Source organism: Streptococcus suis (genome assembly GCF_019856455.1).
GTDB classification, from domain to species: Bacteria; Bacillota; Bacilli; order Lactobacillales; family Streptococcaceae; genus Streptococcus; species Streptococcus suis_AE.
Map to the genome: position 1 here is coordinate 1,519,455 of NZ_CP082205.1, position 21,808 is coordinate 1,541,262.

Consider the following 21,808-nt stretch of genomic DNA (forward strand, 5'->3'; position numbering starts at 1 on the left):
TTTTCTTATCCTTCGTATCCATTTGGATTTTTCGATTGCCAGTTCCACGTATCTCGACACATGTCTTCAATTGTTTTTTCTGTTTTCCAGTTCAACTCTTTCCAAGCCTTGTCTGCGTTGGCGTAACAGGTTGCCACATCACCTGGACGACGGTCTACAATTTTATAAGGTACCGGTACACCATTCACTTTTTCAAAAGCCTGAACCAGTTCTAAGACACTGGTTCCTTGGCCTGAACCAAGATTGTAAGTATGTACACCTGCAGTAGTTGAAATTTTTTCAAGCGCCTTGATATGACCGAGTGCCAAATCAATCACATGGATATAATCACGCACTCCAGTACCATCAACTGTATCATAATCGTTACCAAAAACGCTGAGCTCCTCACGTTTACCAACGGCTACCTGTGCAATAAACGGCATCAAATTATTAGGAATACCAGCCGGATCTTCCCCAATCAAGCCAGATTCATGGGCACCGATTGGATTGAAATAACGGAGCAATGCAATACTCCACTCCTTATCTGCTACTTCCACATCACGCAAGATTTGTTCCAACATAACTTTGGTATAGCCGTACGGATTCGTTGCGCTAGTTGGCATAGTTTCAACCAAAGGCGATGGATTATTGAGGCCATAAACAGTCGCACTTGAGGAGAAGACAATTTTCTTAACACCAAATTCTGCCATGACTTCCACCAAAGCTAGGGTTGACATGATATTGTTTTCATAGTACATAATTGGCTTAGCTACGGACTCACCGACTGCCTTGTAGCCAGCAAAGTGAATGGCTGCCTCAATGTTTTCATTTTCAAAAACTTGGCGCAAGGCTTCCTTATCTGCCACGTCCAACTCATAGAAAGTTGGGCGCTTGCCAGTGATGGTTTCAATGCGATCTAAAACCAAAATACTTGAGTTTGAAAGATTATCCACGATAACCACTTCTTTCCCCAACTTCAACAATTCGACAACCGTATGACTACCAATATAACCTGCACCACCAGTAACTAAGATACTCATCTCTTTACTCCTTTTCACTTGGACAAAAATTCTATATCCCTATTATATGTTACTTGTTGTAAAATGTAAACAAAAAACAGCCTTTCGGCCGTTTTCAAATTCAATTAGAATTTTTTACGCTTGCGAGCTGCTTCTGATTTACGTTTACGTTTTACAGATGGTTTTTCGTAGAATTCGCGTTTGCGCGTTTCTTGAAGAGTACCAGCTTTAGTAACCGCACGTTTGAAACGACGAAGAGCATCATCAAGTGATTCGTTCTTGCGTACTACTGTTTTTGACATTTTTTTCACTCCCCTCAATTTCAAATTACATACTATTATAACTGCAATCAAAAGGATTGTCAAGAACTTTTTTACATAATCACGACTTTTTCCCCTTTTTCCTTAGGAGCAATAGCCAAGCTCCACAGATGATTTCATACAAGACAAAGAATAGGAGAAAACAATGCAGGAAGAATTCTGCTGGTAAGATGTAGATAACCGGATCCGTATTTGGGTTGAAGAGCCAGGTCGAGTCACCAGGAAAAAGAACTTGATGAAAGAGAGTAAAGAAAGAATCGAAACCAATCAACAAACCTAGTACAGCAATGAATAAGGGTACTGCTGCCATCCATAGAAAGACGGCTTGATACAATTTTCCATATCCTTTTCGCACCACTTCTTTCCAAAAATAGAAAACCGCAGACAAACTAATCAGGAAAGCAACCTGAACCAGATGAAAGAGATGCTTGACATCCGCAAAATGTTTGAGACCATCAGCTGAGGATGAAAAATTTGGCATGTCTAAAACACTTGCAAAAGGATTGGTCAGATAGTTCATCAGGATATTGAAATTGTAGGAAATATCTGCCGCTTTCATGTAAACAACTTTTTCCAACCCCAAAAAAGAAATCTCAAGCGGATAAACTAGCCAAGCTAGGTAGATGGTTCCTAGAACTGCTGCCGATAAGACAAATAAAATCGTTCCGATAATCTGTAACTTAGTTCTCATCAAAACTCCATTCATCTAGGCTGTTAAGGACATGGGTCGGAGCAAGGGGCAACCCTTCTACTTCTTCTGGCTTGGTAAAGCCTGTTAGGACTAAAAGAGTTGGAAATCCATTGTCAATACCAGCCCGAATATCCGTCAAGTAGTTATCTCCGACCATAACCGTTTGGCTACGCTCCGTCCCTAAAATCTCCAGAGCCTTGTCCATGATAATGGCTTCAGGCTTACCGATAAAGGTCGGCTCTACTCGGGTAGCAGCTTTCAAAAGCGCAATCAGTGAACCCGCACCTGGCAAGTGACCACGCTCCGTCGGAATGTTCAAGTCAGGATTGGTACCGATAAAAGTCGCTCCCTTTTGAATAGCCAAGGTGGCAATGGTCAGTTTTTCATAGGTCAACTGAGTATCCAAACCGACGACAACATAGGCTGGATTTTCCGTGTCTTCCACATAACCTGCCTCAAAAATGGCAGACTTGAGCCCGTCTTCTCCAATGACATAGACTGTCTTTTCCTTGCCCAAATCATTCATATAATCTACTGTCGCCAGACTGGCTGTATAGATTGTTTCAAGCGGTGTCTCAATGTTAAAATTTTCAGCCAACATAGCTTGTACCGTTTCAGGACGGCGGGTGGTATTGTTGGTCACGAATAAATAGGGAATCTGACGTTCCTGCAGTCCATGAATAAACCGTTCACCAGCAGGAATCCGCTTTTTCCCTTCATAAATCGTACCATCCAAATCAATCAAGTAACCTGTATATGTCATTTTTCCTCCTTAATCAAATCGTGTTTCCCAATGCTCAGACCGACTAGCTTCCAAGCAAAGTGCTAACTGCTCAGCTGTATTTTTCCCAAGATAGAGCGGTGGTAAGTCATCCAGACTGAAAAAGCCACTGGCAACTGTTTCCGAATTGGGCTGAAACTTCCCGCCAAGGAGACGACATAGAATGAAGACCTTGGTCACGCGGTGGGCTGACTTGGCAGGATTGTTCTTGTGCTTGTCCAAAATCGCAACGACTCGCAGAGCTTCCACATCCAGCCCCGCTTCTTCCTTTACTTCCTTGACCACATTGTCCTTGACGGACTGGTCCACATCGCACCAACCACCTGGTAAGGACCAGAGCCCGTCGTTTTCCTGGACCAGTAGGATTTTATCCTCTTGGAAAATAGCTGCGCGGGTATCCAGCTTGGGTGTCTGATAGCCCGTTTCATTGCAAAACAAGTCTGTCACCACTTCCAAAGGCTGCCCAGACAGCTCTATCAACATTTCCGCCGCAATCTGTCTGATTTCTTCGAAACGCTCCATATCATAGACATCTTTACAAACCAGTCTGAGCCAAGACTTTTAATCGTACGGCCCATTCCAACCACTTATCCTGCGACATGACGCTCCCTCCATTCTATGACAGCTTGCGCATGGATATGCCCATCTACCACAATCTCATGCTGACTGACACAAGCATTAGACACCATGCGTGAACTTACCAAGCTAGTCGCCTCTACCTCCTTGAGATACTTGAGTTGGATTTTTTTAGGGACATGGCAGAGCAGAAAATCATAGCCTAGTGCTTCATACATCCATTCCAGATACTTGCCATTATTGACATGCCCATTCATATCCAAGTCAAAATAGCGAACAGGAAATTCTTGGACAGATGGATTTTCCAAGAGCTGATACTTGGGAGCCCGAGGCAATTTCTTGACCTGCTCAGACTGGTAAGGAGCAATCAAATCTTCTGGCACAGGCGCCACCTTGCGAGTTTCAAAATCAATCAAAACAAAATAACAAAGAATATCTAGCAAGAGATTGCCCGCTTCATCGTAGATGTAGAACATCCGATGACAGAAAAACTTGTTGTAGGCAACTGCTTCTGTTTTTATCGTGATGGTTTCATTATACTTGGGTAGGCCTTGAATGGTCAGTTCATAATCTGTCACGACCCAAATCAAGCCAAACTCCTGAAAAACATAGAGGTCACTGCGACCTAGTTCTTCCGACTGCCGACCTGACACACCGAGACAGTAGGAAATAAAGTCAGGCAGTTTGATTTCTTGTTTAACATCCACCATATCAAAGGGAATGGTGAACTCTTCTTGGTATGTTAGTCCCATAATGTTGATCTTTCTAGTCTTAAAGTATAGTCTTTCAGTTCACGTCAACAGCTGCAGGTAGCTTCAATAGGCCAGTGGACTATTGAAGGTTGGAAATCGTACTTACGATAGTAAGTAACATTCGTAGAGTACGGCAAAGTGAGTTCAAATACTCCAGTGGAGTGTTTGAAGTTGGAAATAAGGAAACGAAGTTTCTTCGCTCGTCGAAGTAATAAAACAAACTGAATGACTATATGAAACGCTCGGCAACTGTATCGCCAAGAAACAATCCTTTTTTGGTCATCCGAAGCCAACGGTCTTCTTCTTGCAAGAGCCCTTCAATTTTCAAGTCTCTGACCACCTGACCGTAGCGATCTTCAAAGGAGATACCAAACTTTTCTTCGAATCGCTCAATGGACACGCCAGTTTTTTTCCGTAGCCCTAAAAACATCTCTTCTTCCATCTGCTCAGTCTTACTGAGAAACTCTTCGTGTAAGCGAGAATGGCCTTTTTCGCGGATGGACTTGAGGTAGTGCTGGATGGGGCCGCGATTGCGGTAGCGCATACCATCGATGTAGCCAGATGCTCCAGCTCCCAAGCCGTAATACTCGGAGTTGTCCCAGTACATGAGATTGTGGCGGCTTTCAAAGCCGGGCTTGGTGAAGTTGGAAATCTCGTAGTGCTCAAAGCCGTTTTTCTCCAACTCCTGAAGAATGTAGTCGAACATATCGGACTCCAGATCTTCGTTGGGCAGATGGAGGTTGCCACGGCGTTGGCGGTTCATGAAGACCGTGTGATTCTCCAAAATCAAGCTGTAGAGGCTCATGTGTGGAATATTCAGCTCCAAGGCTCTGGCAACATTGTCCACCACCTGCTCCATGGTCTGACCAGGCAGGGCATAAATCAGGTCGATGGAAATGTTGTGGAAACCCGCTTCCTTGAGGGCTGCAATGGTTTCATAAATCTGGGCTTGATTGTGGCTGCGACCAATTTTTTTCAACATACGGTCATCAAAGGTTTGAACACCCAGCGACACCCGATTGCACTTGGATTTTTTTAGAACTGCAATCTTGTCTGCCGTCAAGTCACCTGGATTGGCCTCGATAGTGAACTCTTCCAGCTGTGACAAGTCCAGCAAGTCCTCCAGATTGGTCAGGAGGTAGTCCAACTGTTCTGCTGAGAGAGCCGACGGTGTTCCGCCTCCGATGTAGAGAGTCTTGAGGGCTGGGAGGTCGTAAAACTTAACCTCTTCCATGAGGGCTGCCAGATAGTCATCAACAGGCTGGTTCTTAATAAAGACCTTGGAAAAATCACAGTAGTAACAAATCTGGGTGCAAAATGGAATGTGGATATAGGCAGATGTCGGTCGTTTTTTCATACCAACTATTATAGCACACTATTAGACTTTTTATGTTTTTAGCAAAACAACAAAAGGACCTAAAGTCTAATGACCTTAGATCCTTTTTATTTTGAACTGTACAGATGGATGACTTACCAAGAGATATCCATCTGTACTCAACTTTTCGAGAAAAGCTAGTTTCTTATCAAAAAGATTTCGATGAATGGCTTATTTTAAGCTTCTTCTTCGTCTTTTTTTCTCTTTGCTGCGAAAAGTGCTAATCCCATTCCAAGAACTGCTAATCCAAGTGAAGTTGCTGAAGTTGCTTTTTCACCTGTATTTGGCAATTGCTTAGCTTTCTTAGTTGACTTGTTGGCATTTGAAGTAGAAGTAACTGATTTCACTTTCACTCCTGCTGCAGGATTATTTGCATCTACTGCTTCAACTTCTGCCGAATTCAAGTCTGAAACATTTCCAGCCATATCTTTAGAGTAAGCTGTCACAACTGTTCCTGGCTTGATAGCAGAACCTGGAATGATAACTTGACCAGTAACAGGATCTACAATCACAGCTTTAGCAGTTGTTGTCCATTTACCATCTGCACCCTTAGTAACAACAACAAGTTGTGCCTTACCATTGTTATCTACGTAGGTAACAACAAATTCAACAGCCTCTTTAGTTGGAGCAACTACAATATTACCTTTAGCATCGTCTGTAATCGCAGGAGCAGTTGTATCTGCCTGTTTCACAATCTCTGCTGGCAATATCAAGTCAATAGAACCATCTGGGTACTTGATTGACACAGAAGCATCTTTAGAAACGATGATTTCAGTTCCTTCTGGGAATGTATTGTTCTCTTCAAGGAGAGCCTTGATGCGAGCAATTTCTTCTTCAGTCAAGTTGTTTGGATCAAGTACTGGTGTTACTGTTACAACTGGTTTGATAAGAGCTGAAAGTGGAAGTTTGATTTCACCCAATGCATGATGAGTTCCAGCACCATTGATAGCAATAATTGCTTCTTCAACAGCTTTATCGATTTCAGCCTTAGCTGCTGCTTTCTCTTCTGGTGTCAAGTTTGGATTTGCATCGATAGCTGCTTTCGCTTTATCTGCTTCTTCCATAAGCTTGTTCTTAGCACCTTGCTTAGCTGCATCAAGAACATTTTCTGCAATAGCAGCGTTGCCCTTATCTTTAGCAGCTTGAACTTCAACTGAAGATGTTGAACCGTCAATTGCTTTATTTGCCGCTGCTGCTGATGCATCTACTGCATCTTTAGCGGCTTGTTTCTCTGCATCTGACAAGTTTGGATTTGCATCGATAGCTTTCTTAGCATCTTCTACTGCCGCTTTAAGTTCTTCTTTAGCGACTGCTTTCTCACCTGCAAGAGTTGCTGCGTCAACTTCGTCTGCTTTGGTTGCTGCGTCGATTGCGTCGTTAGCTTTAGCTACTTCTGCATCTACTGCATCTTTAGCTGCTTGTTTCTCAGCGTCTGTCAAGTTGTCGTTAGCATCGATGGCTTTCTTAGCATCGTCGGCTGCGGCTTTGACTTCTTCTTTAGCAACTGCTTTCTCACCTGCAAGAGTTGCTGTCTCAACTTCGTCAGCTTTAGTTGCTGCATCGATTGCGTCGTTAGCTTTCGCTACTTCTGCATCTACTGCATCTTTAGCCGCTTGTTTCTCCGCATCTGTCAAGTTGTCGTTAGCATCGATTGCTTTCTTAGCATCGTCGGCTGCGGCTTTGACTTCTTCCTTAGCGACTGCTTTCTCACCTGCAAGAGTTGCTGCGTCAACTTCGTCTGCTTTAGTTGCTGCATCAATTGCTTCGTTAGCTTTCGCTACTTCTGAATCTACGGCATCTTTAGCCGCTTGTTTCTCAGCGTCTGTCAAGTTGTCGTTAGCTTCGATTGCTTTCTTAGCATCTTCTGCTGCTGCCTTAAGTTCTTCCTTAGCGACTGCTTTCTCACCTGCAAGAGTTGCTGTATCAACTTCGTCTGCTTTAGTTGCTGCGTCGATTGCGTCATTAGCTTTCGCTACTTCTGCATCTACTGCTGCCTTAGCGGCTGCTTTCTCTTCTGGTGTCAAGTTGTCGTTAGCATCGATTGCTGCTTTCGCATCTTCTGCTGCCGCTTTAAGTTCTTCTTTAGCGACTGCTTTCTCACCTGCAAGAGTTGCTGCGTCTACTTCTTCTGCTGATGTTGCTGCATCGATGGCTTCTTCTGCCTTAGCTACTTCTGCATCTACTGCATCTTTAGCTGCTTGTTTCTCAGCGTCTGTCAAGTTGTCGTTGGCGTCAATTGCTTTCTTAGCATCTTCTGCTGCTGCCTTGAGTTCTTCCTTAGCGACTGCTTTCTCACCTGCAAGAGTTGCGGCATCTACTTCGTCTGCCTTAGTTGCTGCATCGATTGCGTCGTTAGCTTTCGCTACTTCTGCATCTACTGCATCTTTAGCGGCTGCTTTCTCTTCTGGTGTCAAGTTGTCGTTGGCGTCGATTGCTTTCTTAGCATCTTCTGCTGCCGCTTTAAGTTCTTCCTTAGCGACTGCTTTCTCACCTGCAAGAGTTGCTGCGCCAACTTCATCAGCTTTAGTTGCGGCATCGATGGCGTCGTTAGCTTTCGCTACTTCTGAATCTACTGCATCTTTAGCTGCTTGTTTCTCAGCGTCTGTCAAGTTGTCGTTGGCGTCGATGGCTTTCTTAGCATCGTCGGCTGCGGCTTTGATTTCTTCCTTAGCGACTGCTTTCTCACCTACAAGAGTTGCTGCATCAACTTCATCAGCTGTTTTCGCTGCTACAACGGCTTCCTTAGCTTTTGCCAATTCAGCATCGACTGCATCCTTAGCAGCTTGCTTCTGGTCGTCTGTCAAGTGAGTGTTGGCATCGATGGCTTTCTTAGCATCGTCGGCTGCTGCTTCAAGTTCTGCAGTAGCGAATGCTTTTTCACCTACAAGCGTTGCGTTGTCGATAGCATCTGCTGTGGTTGCTTTATCGATTGCTTTTTCAGCCTTGCTCAATTCAACGTAGACATCTGCTTTCGCTTTTGCTTTCTCATCGTCTGTCAAGTTGTCGTTGGCGTCAATTGCTTTCTTAGCATCTTCTGCTGCTGCCTTGACTTCTTCTTTAGCAACTGCTTTCTCACCTGCAAGAGTTGCTGTCTCAACTTCGTCTGCTTTGGTTGCTGCGTCGATAGCTTCGTTAGCTTTCGCTACTTCTGCATCTACTGAATCTTTAGCGGCTGCTTTCTCTTCTGGTGTCAAGTTGTCGTTAGCATCGATAGCTGCTTTCGCATCTTCTGCTGCTGCCTTAAGTTCTTCTTTAGCGACTGCTTTCTCACCTACAAGAGTTGCTGTCTCAACTTCGTCTGCTTTAGTTGCTGCATCAATTGCGTCGTTAGCCTTAGCTACTTCTGCATCTACTGCTTCTTTAGCGGCTGCTTTCTCTTCTGGTGTCAAGTTGTCGTTGGCATCAATTGCTTTCTTAGCATCTTCTGCGGCTGCTTTGAGTTCTTCCTTAGCAACTGCTTTCTCACCTGCAAGAGTTGCTGTGTCAACTTCTTCTGCTGATGTTGCTGCATCGATGGCTTCTTCTGCCTTAGCTACTTCGGCATCTACTGCTTCTTTAGCGGCTGCTTTCTCTTCTGGTGTCAAGTTGTCGTTAGCATCGATAGCTGCTTTCGCATCTTCTGCTGCCGCTTTAAGTTCTTCTTTAGCGACTGCTTTCTCACCTACAAGAGTTGCTGTCTCAACTTCGTCTGCTTTAGTTGCTGCATCGATAGCTTCGTTAGCTTTTGCTACTTCTGCATCTACGGCATCTTTAGCTGCTTGTTTCTCAGCATCTGTCAAGTTGTCATTTGCGTCGATGGCTTTCTTAGCATCGTCGGCTGCGGCCTTGACTTCTTCTTTAGCGACTGCTTTCTCACCTGCAAGAGTTGCGGCATCTACTTCGTCTGCCTTAGTTGCTGCATCGATAGCTTCGTTAGCTTTTGCTACTTCTGCATCTACGGCATCTTTAGCTGCTTGTTTCTCAGCATCTGTCAAGTTGTCGTTGGCGTCGATGGCTTTCTTAGCATCGTCGGCTGCGGCTTTGACTTCTTCTTTAGCGACTGCTTTCTCACCTGCAAGAGTTGCTGCGTCAACTTCGTCTGCTGTTGTTGCTGCATCGATTGCGTCGTTTGCTTTCGCTACTTCTGCATCTACTGCTGCCTTAGCGGCTGCTTTCTCTTCTGGTGTCAAGTTGTCGTTGGCGTCGATAGCTGCTTTCGCATCGTCAGCTGCGGCTTCAAGTTCTTCCTTAGCGAATGCTTTTTCACCTACAAGCGTTGCGTTGTCGATAGCATCTGCTGTAGTTGCTTTATCGATTGCTTTTTCAGCCTTGCTCAATTCAACGTAGACATCTGCTTTCGCTGCTGCTTTCTCATCGTCTGTCAAGTTAGCATTTTCATCAATAGCTCGCAATGCATCTTCTGCAGCGGCTTTGACTTCTTCTTTAGCGACTGCTTTCTCACCTGCAAGAGTTGCTGCGTCGATTTCTTCTGCTGTCTTAGCATTGTCAATCTCAAGGTTTGTTGCTGCAACTTCTGCATCAATCGCTAATTTAAGAGCAGTCTTCTCAGACTCAGGCAAGTTTGCGTTTTCGTCGATGGCTTTCTTAGCATCTTCTGCTGCCGCTTTGACTTCTTCTTTAGCGACTGCTTTCTCACCTGCAAGAGTTGCTGTCTCAACTTCGTCTGCTTTAGTTGCTGCATCGATAGCTTTTTCTGCCTTAGCAACTTCATCATCTACGGCTTTCTTAGCGGCTGCTTTTTCTTCTGGTGTCAAGTTTGCGTTTTCGTCGATAGCTTTCTTAGCATCGTCCGCTGCCGCTTTAAGTTCTTCTTTAGCGACTGCTTTCTCACCTACGAGTGTAGCTGTGTCTACTGCATCGGCTGTTGCTGCCTTGTCGATAGCTTCGTTAGCTTTCGCTACTTCTGCATCTACTGCTTTCTTAGCGGCTGCTTTCTCGTCTGGTGTCAAGTTTGCGTTTTCATCGATGGCTTTCTTAGCATCGTCTGCGGCTGCCTTGATTTCTTCCTTAGCGACTGCTTTCTCACCTACAAGAGTTGCTGCATCAACTTCATCAGCTGTTTTCGCTGCTACAACGGCTTCCTTAGCTTTTGCCAATTCAGCATCGACTGCATCCTTAGCAGCTTGCTTCTGGTCGTCTGTCAAGTGAGTGTTGGCATCGATGGCTTTCTTAGCATCGTCGGCTGCTGCTTCAAGTTCTGCAGTAGCGAATGCTTTTTCACCTACAAGCGTTGCGTTGTCGATAGCATCTGCTGTGGTTGCTTTATCGATTGCTTTTTCAGCCTTGCTCAATTCAACGTAGACATCTGCTTTCGCTTTTGCTTTCTCATCGTCTGTCAAGTTAGCATTTTCATCGATAGCTTGCAATGCATCTTCTGCAGCGGCTTTGACTTCTGCCTTAGCAATTGATTTTTCTGTTGCAAGAGTTGCTGCGTCGATTTCTTCTGCTGTCTTAGCATTGTCAATCTCAAGGTTTGTTGCTGCAACTTCTGCATCAATCGCTAATTTAAGAGCGTTCTTATCAGATGCAGGCAAGTTTGCGTTTTCGTCGATTGCTTTCTTAGCGTCATCGGCTGCTGCCTTGATTTCTGCTTTAGCATTTGCTTTTTCAGCGTCAAGTGTCGCTGTATCTACTTCTTTTGCTGTTTTTGCGTTTTCGATGTTTTCAAGAGTGGTATTTCTTGCTTCCTCAATGGCTGCAATTGCTTCTTTTTTGGCAGTATCTGACAAGTTGTCGTTGGCCTTGATACCCGCAATTGCATCAGCTGCGTCAGCTTTTACTTCTTCTTTAGCAACATCTTGAGTAGCATCGAAGGTCTTGCTTTGAATGTCAGCTGCTGTTGTTGCATCTGTAATAGCTTTTTCAGCTGTTTCAGCTGCTTTGGTAACAGTTGCTTTGTATTCATCTTTTTCAGCATCTGTCAAGTTGGTATTTGCTTCAATACCTTTCACAGCATCAGCTGTAGCTGCGGCTACTTCTTGCTTAGCGATGTCTTTTTGAGCAAGAACTGTTTCAGCGTCAACAGTATCTGCATCCGTTGCAGCGTCAATCTTAGTTTCTGTATCTTTCAACGCTTTATCGATTGCATCTGTGTAGACTTTCTTCTCAGCATCTGTCAGGTTTGAATTTTGTGCAATAGCTGCTTTTGCATCGTCAGCTGCTGCTTTTGCTTCAACTTTAGCAATAGATTTCAAGCCATCAAGTGCACCTTTGGCAACTTCATCAGCCGTTGATGCTGTCTTAATAGCTTCTTCTGCTGCTTGGCGAGCTTTCTTCAAGTCTTCTAAGGCTTGTGTTTTAGCTGCTGTTGACAAGTTGTCAGCTGCTTCGATCGCTTTCACTGCGTCATCGTAAGCCGCTTTAATCTCGATGTTTGCAAGGTCTTTTACAGCTGCATCTTCTAAGGTTTGAACTGCTTCTGGTGTTGTTGCTTTTTCGATGTTCGCAACTGCTTCTGCTGCCTTAGCTTGAGCTGCAAGTTTCGCTACTTCTTTCTCACCGTCTGACAAGTTTGAGTTCGCATCGATAGCTGCTTCTACAGTTGCCAAGTCTTTAGCAATCTTGTTCTTAGCATCCAATTTAGCTGCGTCAAGAACATCTGCAGCGATTGCTTTCGTGCCTTCTTCTTCTTTTTCTTGAACTGCTTCTGGAGTCGTTGCTGCATCGATTGCGTCGTTTGCTTTCTTAGCTTCGTCTGCTACTGCTGCCTTAGCATCTGCAATTTCTTTTTCTGACAAGTTTGGATTTGACTCGATCGCTGCATTTGCTGCTTCTACATCTTTGGCAATCTTGTTCTTAGCATCTTGTTTAGCTGCGTCAAGAACATCTGCGGCGATAGCTTTCGTGCCTGCAAGAGTTGCTGCATCTACTTCATCAGCTTTGGTTGCTGCGTCGATGGCTTTTTCTGCTTTCGCTACTTCTGCATCTACTGCATCTTTAGCTGCTTGTTTCTCAGCGTCTGTCAAGTTGTCGTTAGCGTCAATTGCTTTCTTAGCATCTTCTGCTGCCGCTTTAAGTTCTTCCTTAGCGGCTGCTTTCTTAGGACTTGTGCTTGTGTCGATTCCAGCAATGGCTGTTTTGCCAGCTTCAAGTGCTGCGTCTACACCTGCATTATCTGTTGCTGTGTCGATAGCATTTTCAGCATCTTCTTTAGCTTTATCCAATTCTGCTTGTTTTGCGTCTTTTTCTTCAGCTGTCAAACCTGAATTGGTAATCGCATCTTTCTTAGCATTGTAGGCATCTTCAAGAGTTTGCTTAGCGGCTGCTTTCTCAGCACTTGTAGTTGTATTGATAGCTTCAATCGCTGCTGTACCATCCGAAATAGCCTTAGTTAAGTCTTCAGTAGTAGTAGCATTATCAATTGCATTATTAGCTTGGTCTTTTGCTTCTTGAACTTCCGTCAGTTTGGCTGCTTTCTCCTCATCAGTAAGGGCAGAAGCATTGATTTCAGCAACCTTCTCTTTTGATGCTTTATCAATTTCCTCTTTCGCAAGATTTCTTGCAGGCTCTTTATCTTCATTGATGAGGTGTGATGCTGGAACTGTTACGACAGTACCGTCATTATAGGTTACTTTTGCTTCACCTGTATCAGATACGGTAATGCTTTGAATGAGGTTAGCGCTATCTGTATTCGCGTTGTTAATCGCTTGTTTTAAACTATCCTTTTCAGTTTCTGTTAGTTTATTGGCATCAAAGACAGTGGTCTTATCTGTTGGATGTGCAAGGTAGAGTGCATTGTAAACTTCAGTTGATGTAATAGTACCTGATGTTGGTAAAACTTTACCATCTGCTGTTTGCCAACGAACAAAGGTGTGATTTGCCAATACACCGTTTACAACCTTTTTCGTGAACAAGCTATTATCATAACCAATATTCTGATAGTATACTGCCACAGATTTTGATTGATTAGTTGTCCCTTTTAGTGTAGCCCCCTGACCAGCATCAAAGGTAACAAACAACCATTTATCCTGCTCATCTGCACCGTATTGTTTTAAATAAGCATCAATGGTACTATGAACATCTTCAACTTCATAGACTACATTTGGCCACAATTGTGTATTTCTAACAACTTGGTCCTTCATTTTGTCATATACAAACGCAACACTTGCGCTATAGTTGGTATGAGAACCCCAACCAACAACTATGTCACCTGAATTTGTATTGACAGTAGGCCATTGCCAAGCAGGGTCACTTAGAAGTGTTGCCCATGTTACATCATTTTTGACAAAAATTCTTACCGAATTACCACTTTGATTTCCTAATGTTAAGCCCTTATCCCACGGTGACTTATTAAATGTCACGGTTACATACCCTTCCGGAGCAGTTTCGCTTGTAGAACTTGGAAATTTAATAACTGCTGTGTATGTAGACTCAATAGTCGCTTTACCATTGTTAAGAGCCCCTTCAACAGCCGAATCTGTTGTTGCATCATCAACTGCTTTTATAGCATTTTCCTTAGCTTTACTCAAGTCAGCTTGTTTAATAGCTTTTTCGTCAGCTGTAAGTACAGAATTTTCAATTTCTGCTTTCTCAGTATTGTAGGCTTCTTCAAGAGCTTCCTTAGCTTTTGTTTTTATAGTACTAGTTGTGCTAACTGCTTCAATCGCTGCTGTACCATCCGAAATAGCCTTAGTTAAGTCTTCAGTAGTAGTAGCTTTATCAATTGCAATATCAGCTCGATCTTTTGCATCTTGAACGTCCGCTAACTTAGCTGCTTTCTCCTCATTAGTAAGAGTTGAGGCATTGATGGCAGCACTCTTTTCCATTGCATCTTTTTCAATTTCTGCTTTGGCATTGCTTTTAGCAGTAGCCTTGTCTTCGTTGGTGAGAGTTGCGGATGGAACTTTAACTGCGGTATCATCATTAAATGTTACAGTAGCTTCACCTGTATCGGATATCTCAATCGCTTTGATGACTTGCGGAACCCCTGTACTTAAATCAGGGTTTGCATCATATATCTTTTGCTTGACCTGTTCTTTCTCGGAATCTGTTAACTTTGTACTATCAAATACAGCTACCTGGTTTTGTGGATGCGCAAGATACAGTGCCTCATAGGTTGTTTCAGTTGTGATTGTCCCACTCTTAGGTAACACTACCCCATCCCGTGTTTGCCAACGCACAAAGGTATGATTAGCTAATGTAGGACTTACAACCTTACTAGTAAATTGACGGTTATCATAACCAATACCTTGGAAATACGCAGCTACAGAACGTGAAGTGTATTGTTTATTCTTATAAGTCATTGAACCTTTTCCGGCATCAAAGGTTACAATCAACCATTTACTTTTCCCCTCTGGACTATACCAAGCTAGAAAAGCATTAACATTGGCATTTAGTGGCTCTACTTCTTCAACCTCATAACCAACTACAGGGAAAAAATAAGTAGTAGTAACTGGCTGGTCTTTCTTTTTGTTGAAATCAAAACGATTACTATAGCCATAACCAATGTTCCAATCAATAAAAACATCTCCATCGTTAGGTTTCATCGTTGGCCATCGCCAATTGGGGTCCTCTATCAATTGCCCCCAAGTAGTCCCTTCCTTAACCCAAAATCTCACTTCTAACTGAATAGGTCTACTATTAATAGATTGTTTAGTGGCATTCGGAAATTCTCCTGGCAAGTTATTGAACACATATGAACCATATTCAGGTTTTTGAAATGAAACAAGGACATACCCATTAGGAACTGGATCACTTTCCGATGTCGGAAATTTGATAATCGGTTCATCTACAGTTGGGTTAGTCGTACCATCTCCTTGTGTTCCAGTATTTGCTGAACGTGAGGTTCCTACTGGTTGGCTACTTGCTGAACCTGTATCACCTGCAGGCTGGACATTCGCAGTTGAGTTTGTTGTATTACCAGTCTGAACTCCTGAGCTATTGTTCCCTTGATTATCCGATTGCTGTTGCGTTGTTGAAGTTGTGCCATCGGAAGTTCCACCCCCATTGACTCCTGTTTCAGCGCCTACAATCGTTCCTGCACCAAGAACCAAGGTCGTACCTAACAGAACACTTGCAGCACCAATATGATATTTACGGATAGAGAAACGCTGGCGCGCTCCATACCAATCAAATGATTTCTTTTTCGAACGATTCATATCGTCACTCCTTTTGAATAAATATTACCAGAGAAAAAAGAAGCGTTCAAAAAATCAGTTTTCCCTAGTTTCAAGTCACCAAGACTCTGAGTTAATTATACCTCACCCCCCCCCCCCCCGATTTTCAAGTATTTTAGTACATTCTTTGTACCGCACGTTGTAAAGTCAAGTGCAACAAGTTCATTGATGACTAGAGTTCTAGAATCCAAGAAGAAGGTATCTATTTCGACATCACGATAAAAGCAAAATTACATGAACTCCTTTATCTGCTTTTTAAACATCGCCATGTAGACAGACACTATACTGATGATACCGACCAAAAATTCCAAAAGCTCAAGGAATTGTTCCGATTATCATTCACAAATTAATTGCAACTCACTTTAGAGATTAGTAATTTTAATACTCATTTAAAATCAAAAGTAGCTATCTACTAATCAAATTGTATATAGAGAATTTCAATTTTGAAGTTGTCGAAAAGAGAATGGCTAGTCAAAATCTATGATTTCCAATCTGAGCTTAGATATTGAAATTTTACACATAGAAATTGACCTCAATATGCTATTTTTGATTTTTAATGAGTATTAGATATGTCCTGTTTTTAATTCACTCGACTATCCAATCCACGGATTTTCATAATATTTTTTCTTTTATCCTTTCAAACGTTGATTTCATGCAGTTTCTAGCACCTTGTATTTAGTTGATTTTGTAATTTGTTCACCTTTTTGTTCACCCTAAAGACTATTCATGGCTTTTTCGTAATATAAAACCGCTTCTTTTTCCTTGTCTTTGGATAGGTGACCATATGTATCTAAAGTCATAGCGATATTGGAATGACCGATCCTATATTGTAATTCCTTATAAGTGATACCAGCGTTCAACAGTAAACTAGCGTGGGTATGGCGGAATGCGTGACAAGTAAAACGAGGAATACCCAAAGCCTTACACCGACAATTTATAACTTCTTGTAGTGAAACCCGTGGGAGGTATTCCCTTAAAGTTGTCGCAAAGACAACACCAGGAGCACACGCGCCAACCTCAAGAAACATCAAGCGTTGACGATTTTGATATTGTTTCAGCAAGAGAACTGTTTTTTTGTCTATGCTGATAATACGGGTACCCGCCTTTGTCTTTGTTGTCCCGATAATGTGTAGTTCCATGCTATAGGTTTTACTGATTGATATTGTACCAGCTTCTAGGTCAATATCAGACAATTCAAGGGCAGACAATTCACCAATACGACAACCAGTGGCAAGTAATAACTTAAAAATAACATATTGGTAATACTTGGTAAAGTTCCTACTTGCTAATTGTTCAGCATAATCGAGAAACTGTTTTAAGTGTTCAGGTTCGATAAACCTGACCGCCTGACGACCCGAAGCACGCAAGAAGATAGATTACTGAACGCTATCGCAGTAAGTCAGGAAGTGGATGAAATAGAGCGAGCTATCTCAAACTTGGATAAGTTATATAGTGACATACTGACAGAGAAGTATATCAAGCGACAGAAAGCAGGTTTGGCACTCTATGAAAGTTTTTACATGGGAAAGTCTATGTTTTACGAAGCATTACAAACAGCTTTGTTAGACTTTGCTTGTATATTTAAGAATGGGGAACTATTGCAGTATAAAGACGGACAGGGCTAATATTCGCAAAATACCCCCAATTTTTTAATCGGGGGTGGGTTTGTTCGTGATTCCACAACGCCGGCCCTTTCCGTGCACAATTTTCCCTTTTTGAAGTTTTTAAGATAAAAGAATTTGACAAATGCGCATAATGTGTATATAATAAATAATGTAAGGAGGTAGAGCGCTATGCCACTTACTGGAAAAGAAATGGCAAAACTTGCAGAGGCTAACGGGTGGAAAGAAATCCGAGTCAATGGAAGTCACCACCATTTCAAAAAAGAAGGATTTTCAAAAATAGTCACAATCCCAGTTCATGGAAACAAGGACTTGGGCAAAGGGCTAGAAAAGAAAATCCTGAGAGATTTGGGGCTACTTTGAAATGCCCCTCCTTTTTCGCTTTTGGAGGTAGAAACATGTTAAAATCTTACCCAGCTATTTTTCATAAAGATGAACAAGGTTATTGGGTGGAGTTCCCAGAGTTTAGTGGTGGTACTCAAGGGGATAACCTTGAGGAAGCTATGTACAATGCCCGTGATTTTTTAGAAAGCTCTATTGCCCTTTATATTGATGAGGGGATGGAGTTACCAAAAGTAAGCGATATAAAGGAGTTAAGCGCTCCTGATGGCTTTGTTTCAATGATACAAGCTGATCCAACACCGTATATTAAGAATAATAAAGCAATTAGAAAGAATGTGACAGTGCCTGAATGGTTAACAAAATTGGCAGACCGTGAGGGTTTGAACTATTCGGAAATTTTAACAACGGCTTTAGAAACACGATTACAAGTGTAAACATGATATAATACACTTACCAGCAATCAAAAAAAGCGCATCAATTCGATACGCTAGTTACTTGCCTGCTAAACTCATAAAATTTTTGAGGTTATCGCCCTTTGATAACCTTTTTTTCATTGTAAAATTTGTTCACCTTTTTGTTCACCCTGAGGGGGAACATAAGGAAATATAAAGAGATACGATTTTTTAAAAAACCAGTAATACTCAACAAAAATCAAAATCAAACCAATCAAGTGTTTTTTAACCATCGTCTACTAACAATTGGTTTTAAAATAGACCAATCTAACTCTCGTATCACTTCTTGAAGCTTGTTTATCACATCATCTAGTGTTTTAAAAGCTTTATTCTTAAACCCTCTCTTTCGAATCTCAGCCCAAACTTGTTCAATTGGATTCATTTCAGGAGTATAGGGAGGAATAAACTCAAAACCAATATTATGTGGTTTCTCTAAGGTACTTGATTTATGCCAAACGGCATTGTCCATCACTAATAAAATATAATCGTCAGGATAAGCTTCAGATAGTTGTTTGAGAAAAACATTCATCCAATCTGTATTGCAACCCCCAGCGATAATGAAGAAGGACTCTCCTGTATGGGCATCAATAGCACCATAGCAATAGCGATACTCACGAATATAGTGGCTATGTACATGCGGTCTCACCCCTTTTGGTGCCCAGGCCTTTCCAATTTTACTAATCCGACCGAAACCCGCCTCATCTTGATACATTAGTCTGACTTTATGATAGCGACGACTATTCTTGAAGCGCTTTCCTATTTTCGTGAATGAAGATTTTATTTTTAGACGCTAGAATCGTTTCGGCGTCTGCTTTTTTAGGGTGTTCTGGTCTTGGCGTCACTTTGCGCCAACCATGGCGTTTCAGAAGGGCATAGAATCCTTCCTTGGTCGTAGGGTGTCCAACCCGTTTCTGATAAGTTTCGTAGAGAGAGTTTATGGTCACAAATTCGCCATTTAGTGAAGCTGTTAACTGTTCTTTTAGAAATGCTTCCTCTTCTTGAAGGGTTAAATATTGACGGTTCCGTCCACCTCGCGTTTCTCTTACTAGAGCTGAAATCCCACCAAGCTCATACTTGCCTTGTAAGGACCAGATTGTATACTTTGAATAGCCGATAAGGTTAGTGATTTCCTTATAACTAAGCCCTTCTGCTCTGAATAGGATTACTTGAAGTCGTCTATGAAATGGGGAATAGGTTTTATCTTTCAAATAAGTTTTTAATTCGTTTGTTTGTTCGATAGTAAGTTTCATAAATCTATTATACGTTAGTTTTTGTTTTTTGAACAGTATAAAATCACGAGTTTGGGAGTTATAACACTCTCAAACGTTAGTCAAATTTCAATTCCACAACAACTCATACTTTCAAAGTCAGAACACAAAAAATGACCCCGCAAGGTCATTTTTAGTTTCTATTTCGCTTCCAAATGCCAAATATCTTCATTGTACTGTTGAATCGTACGGTCTGACGAGAAGAAACCAGCCTTGGCAATGTTGACGATAACCTTTTCCAACCAGCTGTCGCGATCTTCGTAGTCTGCTAACATCTGCTCTTTAGTCGAGATATAATCTTCCAAGTCAAGCAAGGTCATGAAGTGGTCATTGTGCTTGAGGTTATCCTGTAAGCGCCAGAGGCGTTCATCAATACCACCAGCATGACGAATGGTGTCAGAAGTGATGAAATCAATCAATGGACGGATAGCTTCACGTTCGTAGAAGGCATATGGATGGTAGGTTCCATTTGCATAGTGGTCAATAACAGTTTGGCTATCCTGACCAAAAATGTATATGTTCTCATCTCCCACCAACTCATGAATTTCCACGTTAGCACCGTCATCTGTACCAATAGTCAAGGCGCCGTTGAGCATGAATTTCATGTTACCAGTACCAGAAGCTTCTTTAGATGCAAGAGAAATTTGCTCTGAAATGTCTGCCGCTGGGATGATGAAGCTGGCTTCCGTTACGTTGTAGTTTTCAATCATAACTAACTGCAAATGTGGTGCCACTTCTGGATCATTTTTAATAACCTGTGACAAGACCAAAATCAGATGAATGATGTCTTGTGCTGTAGTATAAGCTGGTGCCGCTTTTCCACCAAAGAAGACAGTCAATGGACGCACAGGGATATTCCCAGCCTTGATGTCCAAATACTTGTGAATGACATAAAGAACATTCATTTGTTGACGCTTGTACTCGTGCATACGCTTAATTTGCACGTCAAAGATGGACTCTGGATTAACTTCAACACCTTGAGTTTTAGCAATATGACGTTGTAATTTACGCTTATTGTGCTGCTTGTTTTTATCCAACCAAGATTTCAGTTCATTGTCATTCTTGTATTCTAAAAGTTTTTCCAACTCGCTAGCATCGTGATGATAGCCATGTCCAAGTAGACCGTCCAGGTAGCTTGCCAAACTTGGATTAGCATGCATGAGCCAGCGACGGAAGGTGATGCCGTTTGTCTTGTTGTTAAACTTCTCAGGGTAAAGCTCGTAGAAGGCTTTCAACTCAGATGTTTTCAAAATCTCGGTATGGAGTGCCGCCACCCCATTGATAGAATAACCATAATGAATATCCATGTGTGCCATGTGAACACGGCCATGTTCATCGATGATATTGACAGCAGGATCATCCTTCACTTCTTTGGCACGACGATCCAATTCTACGATGAACGGTACCAAGTGAGGCACTACACGATTCAAGAAGTCAAGCGGCCATTTTTCAAGAGCCTCTGACAAGATGGTATGGTTGGTATAAGCAGTCATTTTCTTGACAATTTCGATTGCTTCATCAAATGAAATGCCACAAAGTTCCAACAAACGAATCAATTCTGGAATAACAAGTGATGGGTGAGTATCGTTGATTTGAACAACAGCATAATCAGGCAGGTCATGTAAGTTTGACCCCTTAGCAACTGCTTCGTCAATCAATAGTTGCGCAGCGTTAGACACCATGAAATATTGCTGGAAGATACGCAGAACTTTACCTTCATCGGTCGAATCATCTGGATAAAGGAAGAGGGTTAAGTTACGGAAAATGTCTTCTTTGTCAAACTCGATACCATCGTAGATGATATTATCATCAACTGAACCAAGGTCAAACAAGCGAAGACGATTCTTGCGTTCCATTTTATAACCAGGTACATCGATGTCATACAACTTAGATGTCAAGATAAAGTTAGCAAATGGCACTTGGTAAGAAATCGGTGACTCAGTCAGCCATGAACGTGGTGTAATCCACTCGTTTGGCACAGCAGACTGCTGATGGTATTCGAATAATTGTCTAAACAGTCCAAAGTGATAATTCAAGCCGACCCCATCACCGTTAAGACCTAGACTAGCAATTGAATCAAGGAAGCAGGCAGCCAAACGACCCAAACCACCGTTACCAAGAGATGGCTCCAACTCAACATCTTCAATAGCAATCAAATCCTTGCCTGCAGCAGCTAACTGGCTCTTCACCTCGTCATAGACACCTAAGTTAATCAGGTTGTTGGACAAGAGCTTACCAATCAAGAACTCTGCTGAAATATAGTAAACCTTTTTCTTCTGATCATTAGTATATTTGGCTTCACTTTGCTGTTTTGTAAAAGCAAGTAAGGCGTAGTAGAGCTCTTGGTCTGTACAATCTTCAATGCGTTTGGCATACATAGATTGAACAAAATTTTGTAAATTTATCATAAGGTTTCTCCTGTATATATTGATGTAATCATTCAGAAAGATTTCGTTCTTTCTTTGTAAACGTTTTCTAAATTATACCCTATTTATAAAAAAAGACAAGCCAACTTC

General features: G+C 42.2%; 11 protein-coding genes and 4 pseudogenes. 4 read left to right on the top strand and 11 right to left on the bottom strand.

The genetic code is table 11. The features are described from left to right. Nucleotides 1–5: 5 nt before the first annotated feature. The 8 genes and pseudogenes from galE to K6969_RS07575 all read right to left on the bottom strand — a co-directional run bounded on the left by galE (nucleotide 6) and on the right by K6969_RS07575 (nucleotide 15,590). The gene (galE, locus tag K6969_RS07540) at nucleotides 6–1,019 is read right to left on the bottom strand and encodes a UDP-glucose 4-epimerase GalE (RefSeq protein ID WP_105131071.1); all 1,014 of its coding nucleotides are present in this window, start codon (nucleotides 1,017–1,019) and stop codon (nucleotides 6–8) included. 104 nt (nucleotides 1,020–1,123) lie between these two features. After that, complete coding sequence (gene rpsU, locus K6969_RS07545; RefSeq protein ID WP_000048054.1) at nucleotides 1,124–1,300, bottom strand: 30S ribosomal protein S21; 177 nt, start codon at nucleotides 1,298–1,300, stop codon at nucleotides 1,124–1,126. 79 nt (nucleotides 1,301–1,379) lie between these two features. Beyond that, on the bottom strand, nucleotides 1,380–2,009 hold the full coding sequence (locus K6969_RS07550) for a TIGR01906 family membrane protein (protein ID WP_171942890.1): 630 nt from the start codon (nucleotides 2,007–2,009) through the stop codon (nucleotides 1,380–1,382). Next, nucleotides 1,999–2,772: a TIGR01457 family HAD-type hydrolase gene (locus K6969_RS07555; RefSeq protein ID WP_171942889.1), complete on the bottom strand. Its 774-nt coding sequence runs from the start codon at nucleotides 2,770–2,772 to the stop codon at nucleotides 1,999–2,001. Before K6969_RS07555 ends, K6969_RS07550 begins: the two co-directional genes overlap by 11 nt. A 9-nt stretch (nucleotides 2,773–2,781) precedes the next feature. Further along, nucleotides 2,782–3,391, bottom strand: a pseudogene (locus tag K6969_RS07560) (NUDIX hydrolase N-terminal domain-containing protein). Then, the gene (locus K6969_RS07565) at nucleotides 3,378–4,118 is read right to left on the bottom strand and encodes an acyl-ACP thioesterase domain-containing protein (RefSeq protein ID WP_172063729.1); all 741 of its coding nucleotides are present in this window, start codon (nucleotides 4,116–4,118) and stop codon (nucleotides 3,378–3,380) included. The pseudogene K6969_RS07560 and the gene K6969_RS07565 overlap by 14 nt, the downstream one beginning before the upstream one ends. A gap of 229 nt (nucleotides 4,119–4,347) precedes the next feature. Then, nucleotides 4,348–5,475 (bottom strand): radical SAM family heme chaperone HemW, encoded by a 1,128-nt coding sequence (gene hemW, locus K6969_RS07570; protein WP_321537361.1) that lies wholly within the window; start codon nucleotides 5,473–5,475, stop codon nucleotides 4,348–4,350. Between the two features lie 194 nt (nucleotides 5,476–5,669). Continuing rightward, a complete protein-coding gene (locus tag K6969_RS07575; RefSeq protein WP_321537362.1) occupies nucleotides 5,670–15,590 on the bottom strand; it encodes a DUF1542 domain-containing protein in 9,921 nt (3,306 codons plus the stop codon). Between the two features lie 215 nt (nucleotides 15,591–15,805). Between K6969_RS07575 and K6969_RS07580 the strand changes: the two are divergent. Beyond that, a pseudogene (locus tag K6969_RS07580) lies at nucleotides 15,806–15,934 on the top strand (AraC family transcriptional regulator); the annotation flags it as partial. Nucleotides 15,935–16,321: 387 nt separating this feature from the next. Here K6969_RS07580 and K6969_RS07585 read toward each other — a convergent pair. After that, nucleotides 16,322–16,957, bottom strand: a pseudogene (locus K6969_RS07585) (site-specific integrase); the annotation flags it as partial. Between the two features lie 57 nt (nucleotides 16,958–17,014). Here K6969_RS07585 and K6969_RS07590 point away from each other — a divergent pair. From K6969_RS07590 to K6969_RS07600, 3 genes are all read left to right on the top strand, one after another. Beyond that, the gene (locus K6969_RS07590) at nucleotides 17,015–17,233 is read left to right on the top strand and encodes a hypothetical protein (RefSeq protein WP_253911811.1); all 219 of its coding nucleotides are present in this window, start codon (nucleotides 17,015–17,017) and stop codon (nucleotides 17,231–17,233) included. Between the two features lie 168 nt (nucleotides 17,234–17,401). After that, nucleotides 17,402–17,593, top strand: coding sequence for a type II toxin-antitoxin system HicA family toxin (locus K6969_RS07595; RefSeq protein ID WP_024375895.1), 192 nt, complete (start codon nucleotides 17,402–17,404; stop codon nucleotides 17,591–17,593). Nucleotides 17,594–17,628: 35 nt separating this feature from the next. Continuing rightward, nucleotides 17,629–18,006, top strand: coding sequence for a type II toxin-antitoxin system HicB family antitoxin (locus K6969_RS07600; RefSeq protein ID WP_024375896.1), 378 nt, complete (start codon nucleotides 17,629–17,631; stop codon nucleotides 18,004–18,006). Between the two features lie 232 nt (nucleotides 18,007–18,238). Here the strand turns inward: K6969_RS07600 and K6969_RS07605 are convergent. After that, nucleotides 18,239–19,097, bottom strand: a pseudogene (locus K6969_RS07605) (IS630 family transposase); the annotation flags it as partial. 335 nt (nucleotides 19,098–19,432) lie between these two features. Further along, nucleotides 19,433–21,700 (bottom strand): glycogen/starch/alpha-glucan phosphorylase, encoded by a 2,268-nt coding sequence (locus K6969_RS07610; RefSeq protein WP_321537363.1) that lies wholly within the window; start codon nucleotides 21,698–21,700, stop codon nucleotides 19,433–19,435. Nucleotides 21,701–21,808 lie beyond the last annotated feature (108 nt).

What these genes read in the sequence shown, in the direction of transcription:
- galE (WP_105131071.1), bottom strand. Translation starts at nt 1,019, where the DNA reads ATGAGTATCTTAGTTACTGGTGGTGCAGGTTATATTGGTAGTCATACG.
- K6969_RS07595 (WP_024375895.1), top strand. Translation starts at nt 17,402, where the DNA reads ATGCCACTTACTGGAAAAGAAATGGCAAAACTTGCAGAGGCTAACGGG.
- hemW (WP_321537361.1), bottom strand. Translation starts at nt 5,475, where the DNA reads ATGAAAAAACGACCGACATCTGCCTATATCCACATTCCATTTTGCACC.
- K6969_RS07575 (WP_321537362.1), bottom strand. Translation starts at nt 15,590, where the DNA reads ATGAATCGTTCGAAAAAGAAATCATTTGATTGGTATGGAGCGCGCCAG.
- rpsU (WP_000048054.1), bottom strand. Translation starts at nt 1,300, where the DNA reads ATGTCAAAAACAGTAGTACGCAAGAACGAATCACTTGATGATGCTCTT.
- K6969_RS07610 (WP_321537363.1), bottom strand. Translation starts at nt 21,700, where the DNA reads ATGATAAATTTACAAAATTTTGTTCAATCTATGTATGCCAAACGCATT.
- K6969_RS07565 (WP_172063729.1), bottom strand. Translation starts at nt 4,118, where the DNA reads ATGGGACTAACATACCAAGAAGAGTTCACCATTCCCTTTGATATGGTG.
- K6969_RS07550 (WP_171942890.1), bottom strand. Translation starts at nt 2,009, where the DNA reads ATGAGAACTAAGTTACAGATTATCGGAACGATTTTATTTGTCTTATCG.
- K6969_RS07555 (WP_171942889.1), bottom strand. Translation starts at nt 2,772, where the DNA reads ATGACATATACAGGTTACTTGATTGATTTGGATGGTACGATTTATGAA.
- K6969_RS07600 (WP_024375896.1), top strand. Translation starts at nt 17,629, where the DNA reads ATGTTAAAATCTTACCCAGCTATTTTTCATAAAGATGAACAAGGTTAT.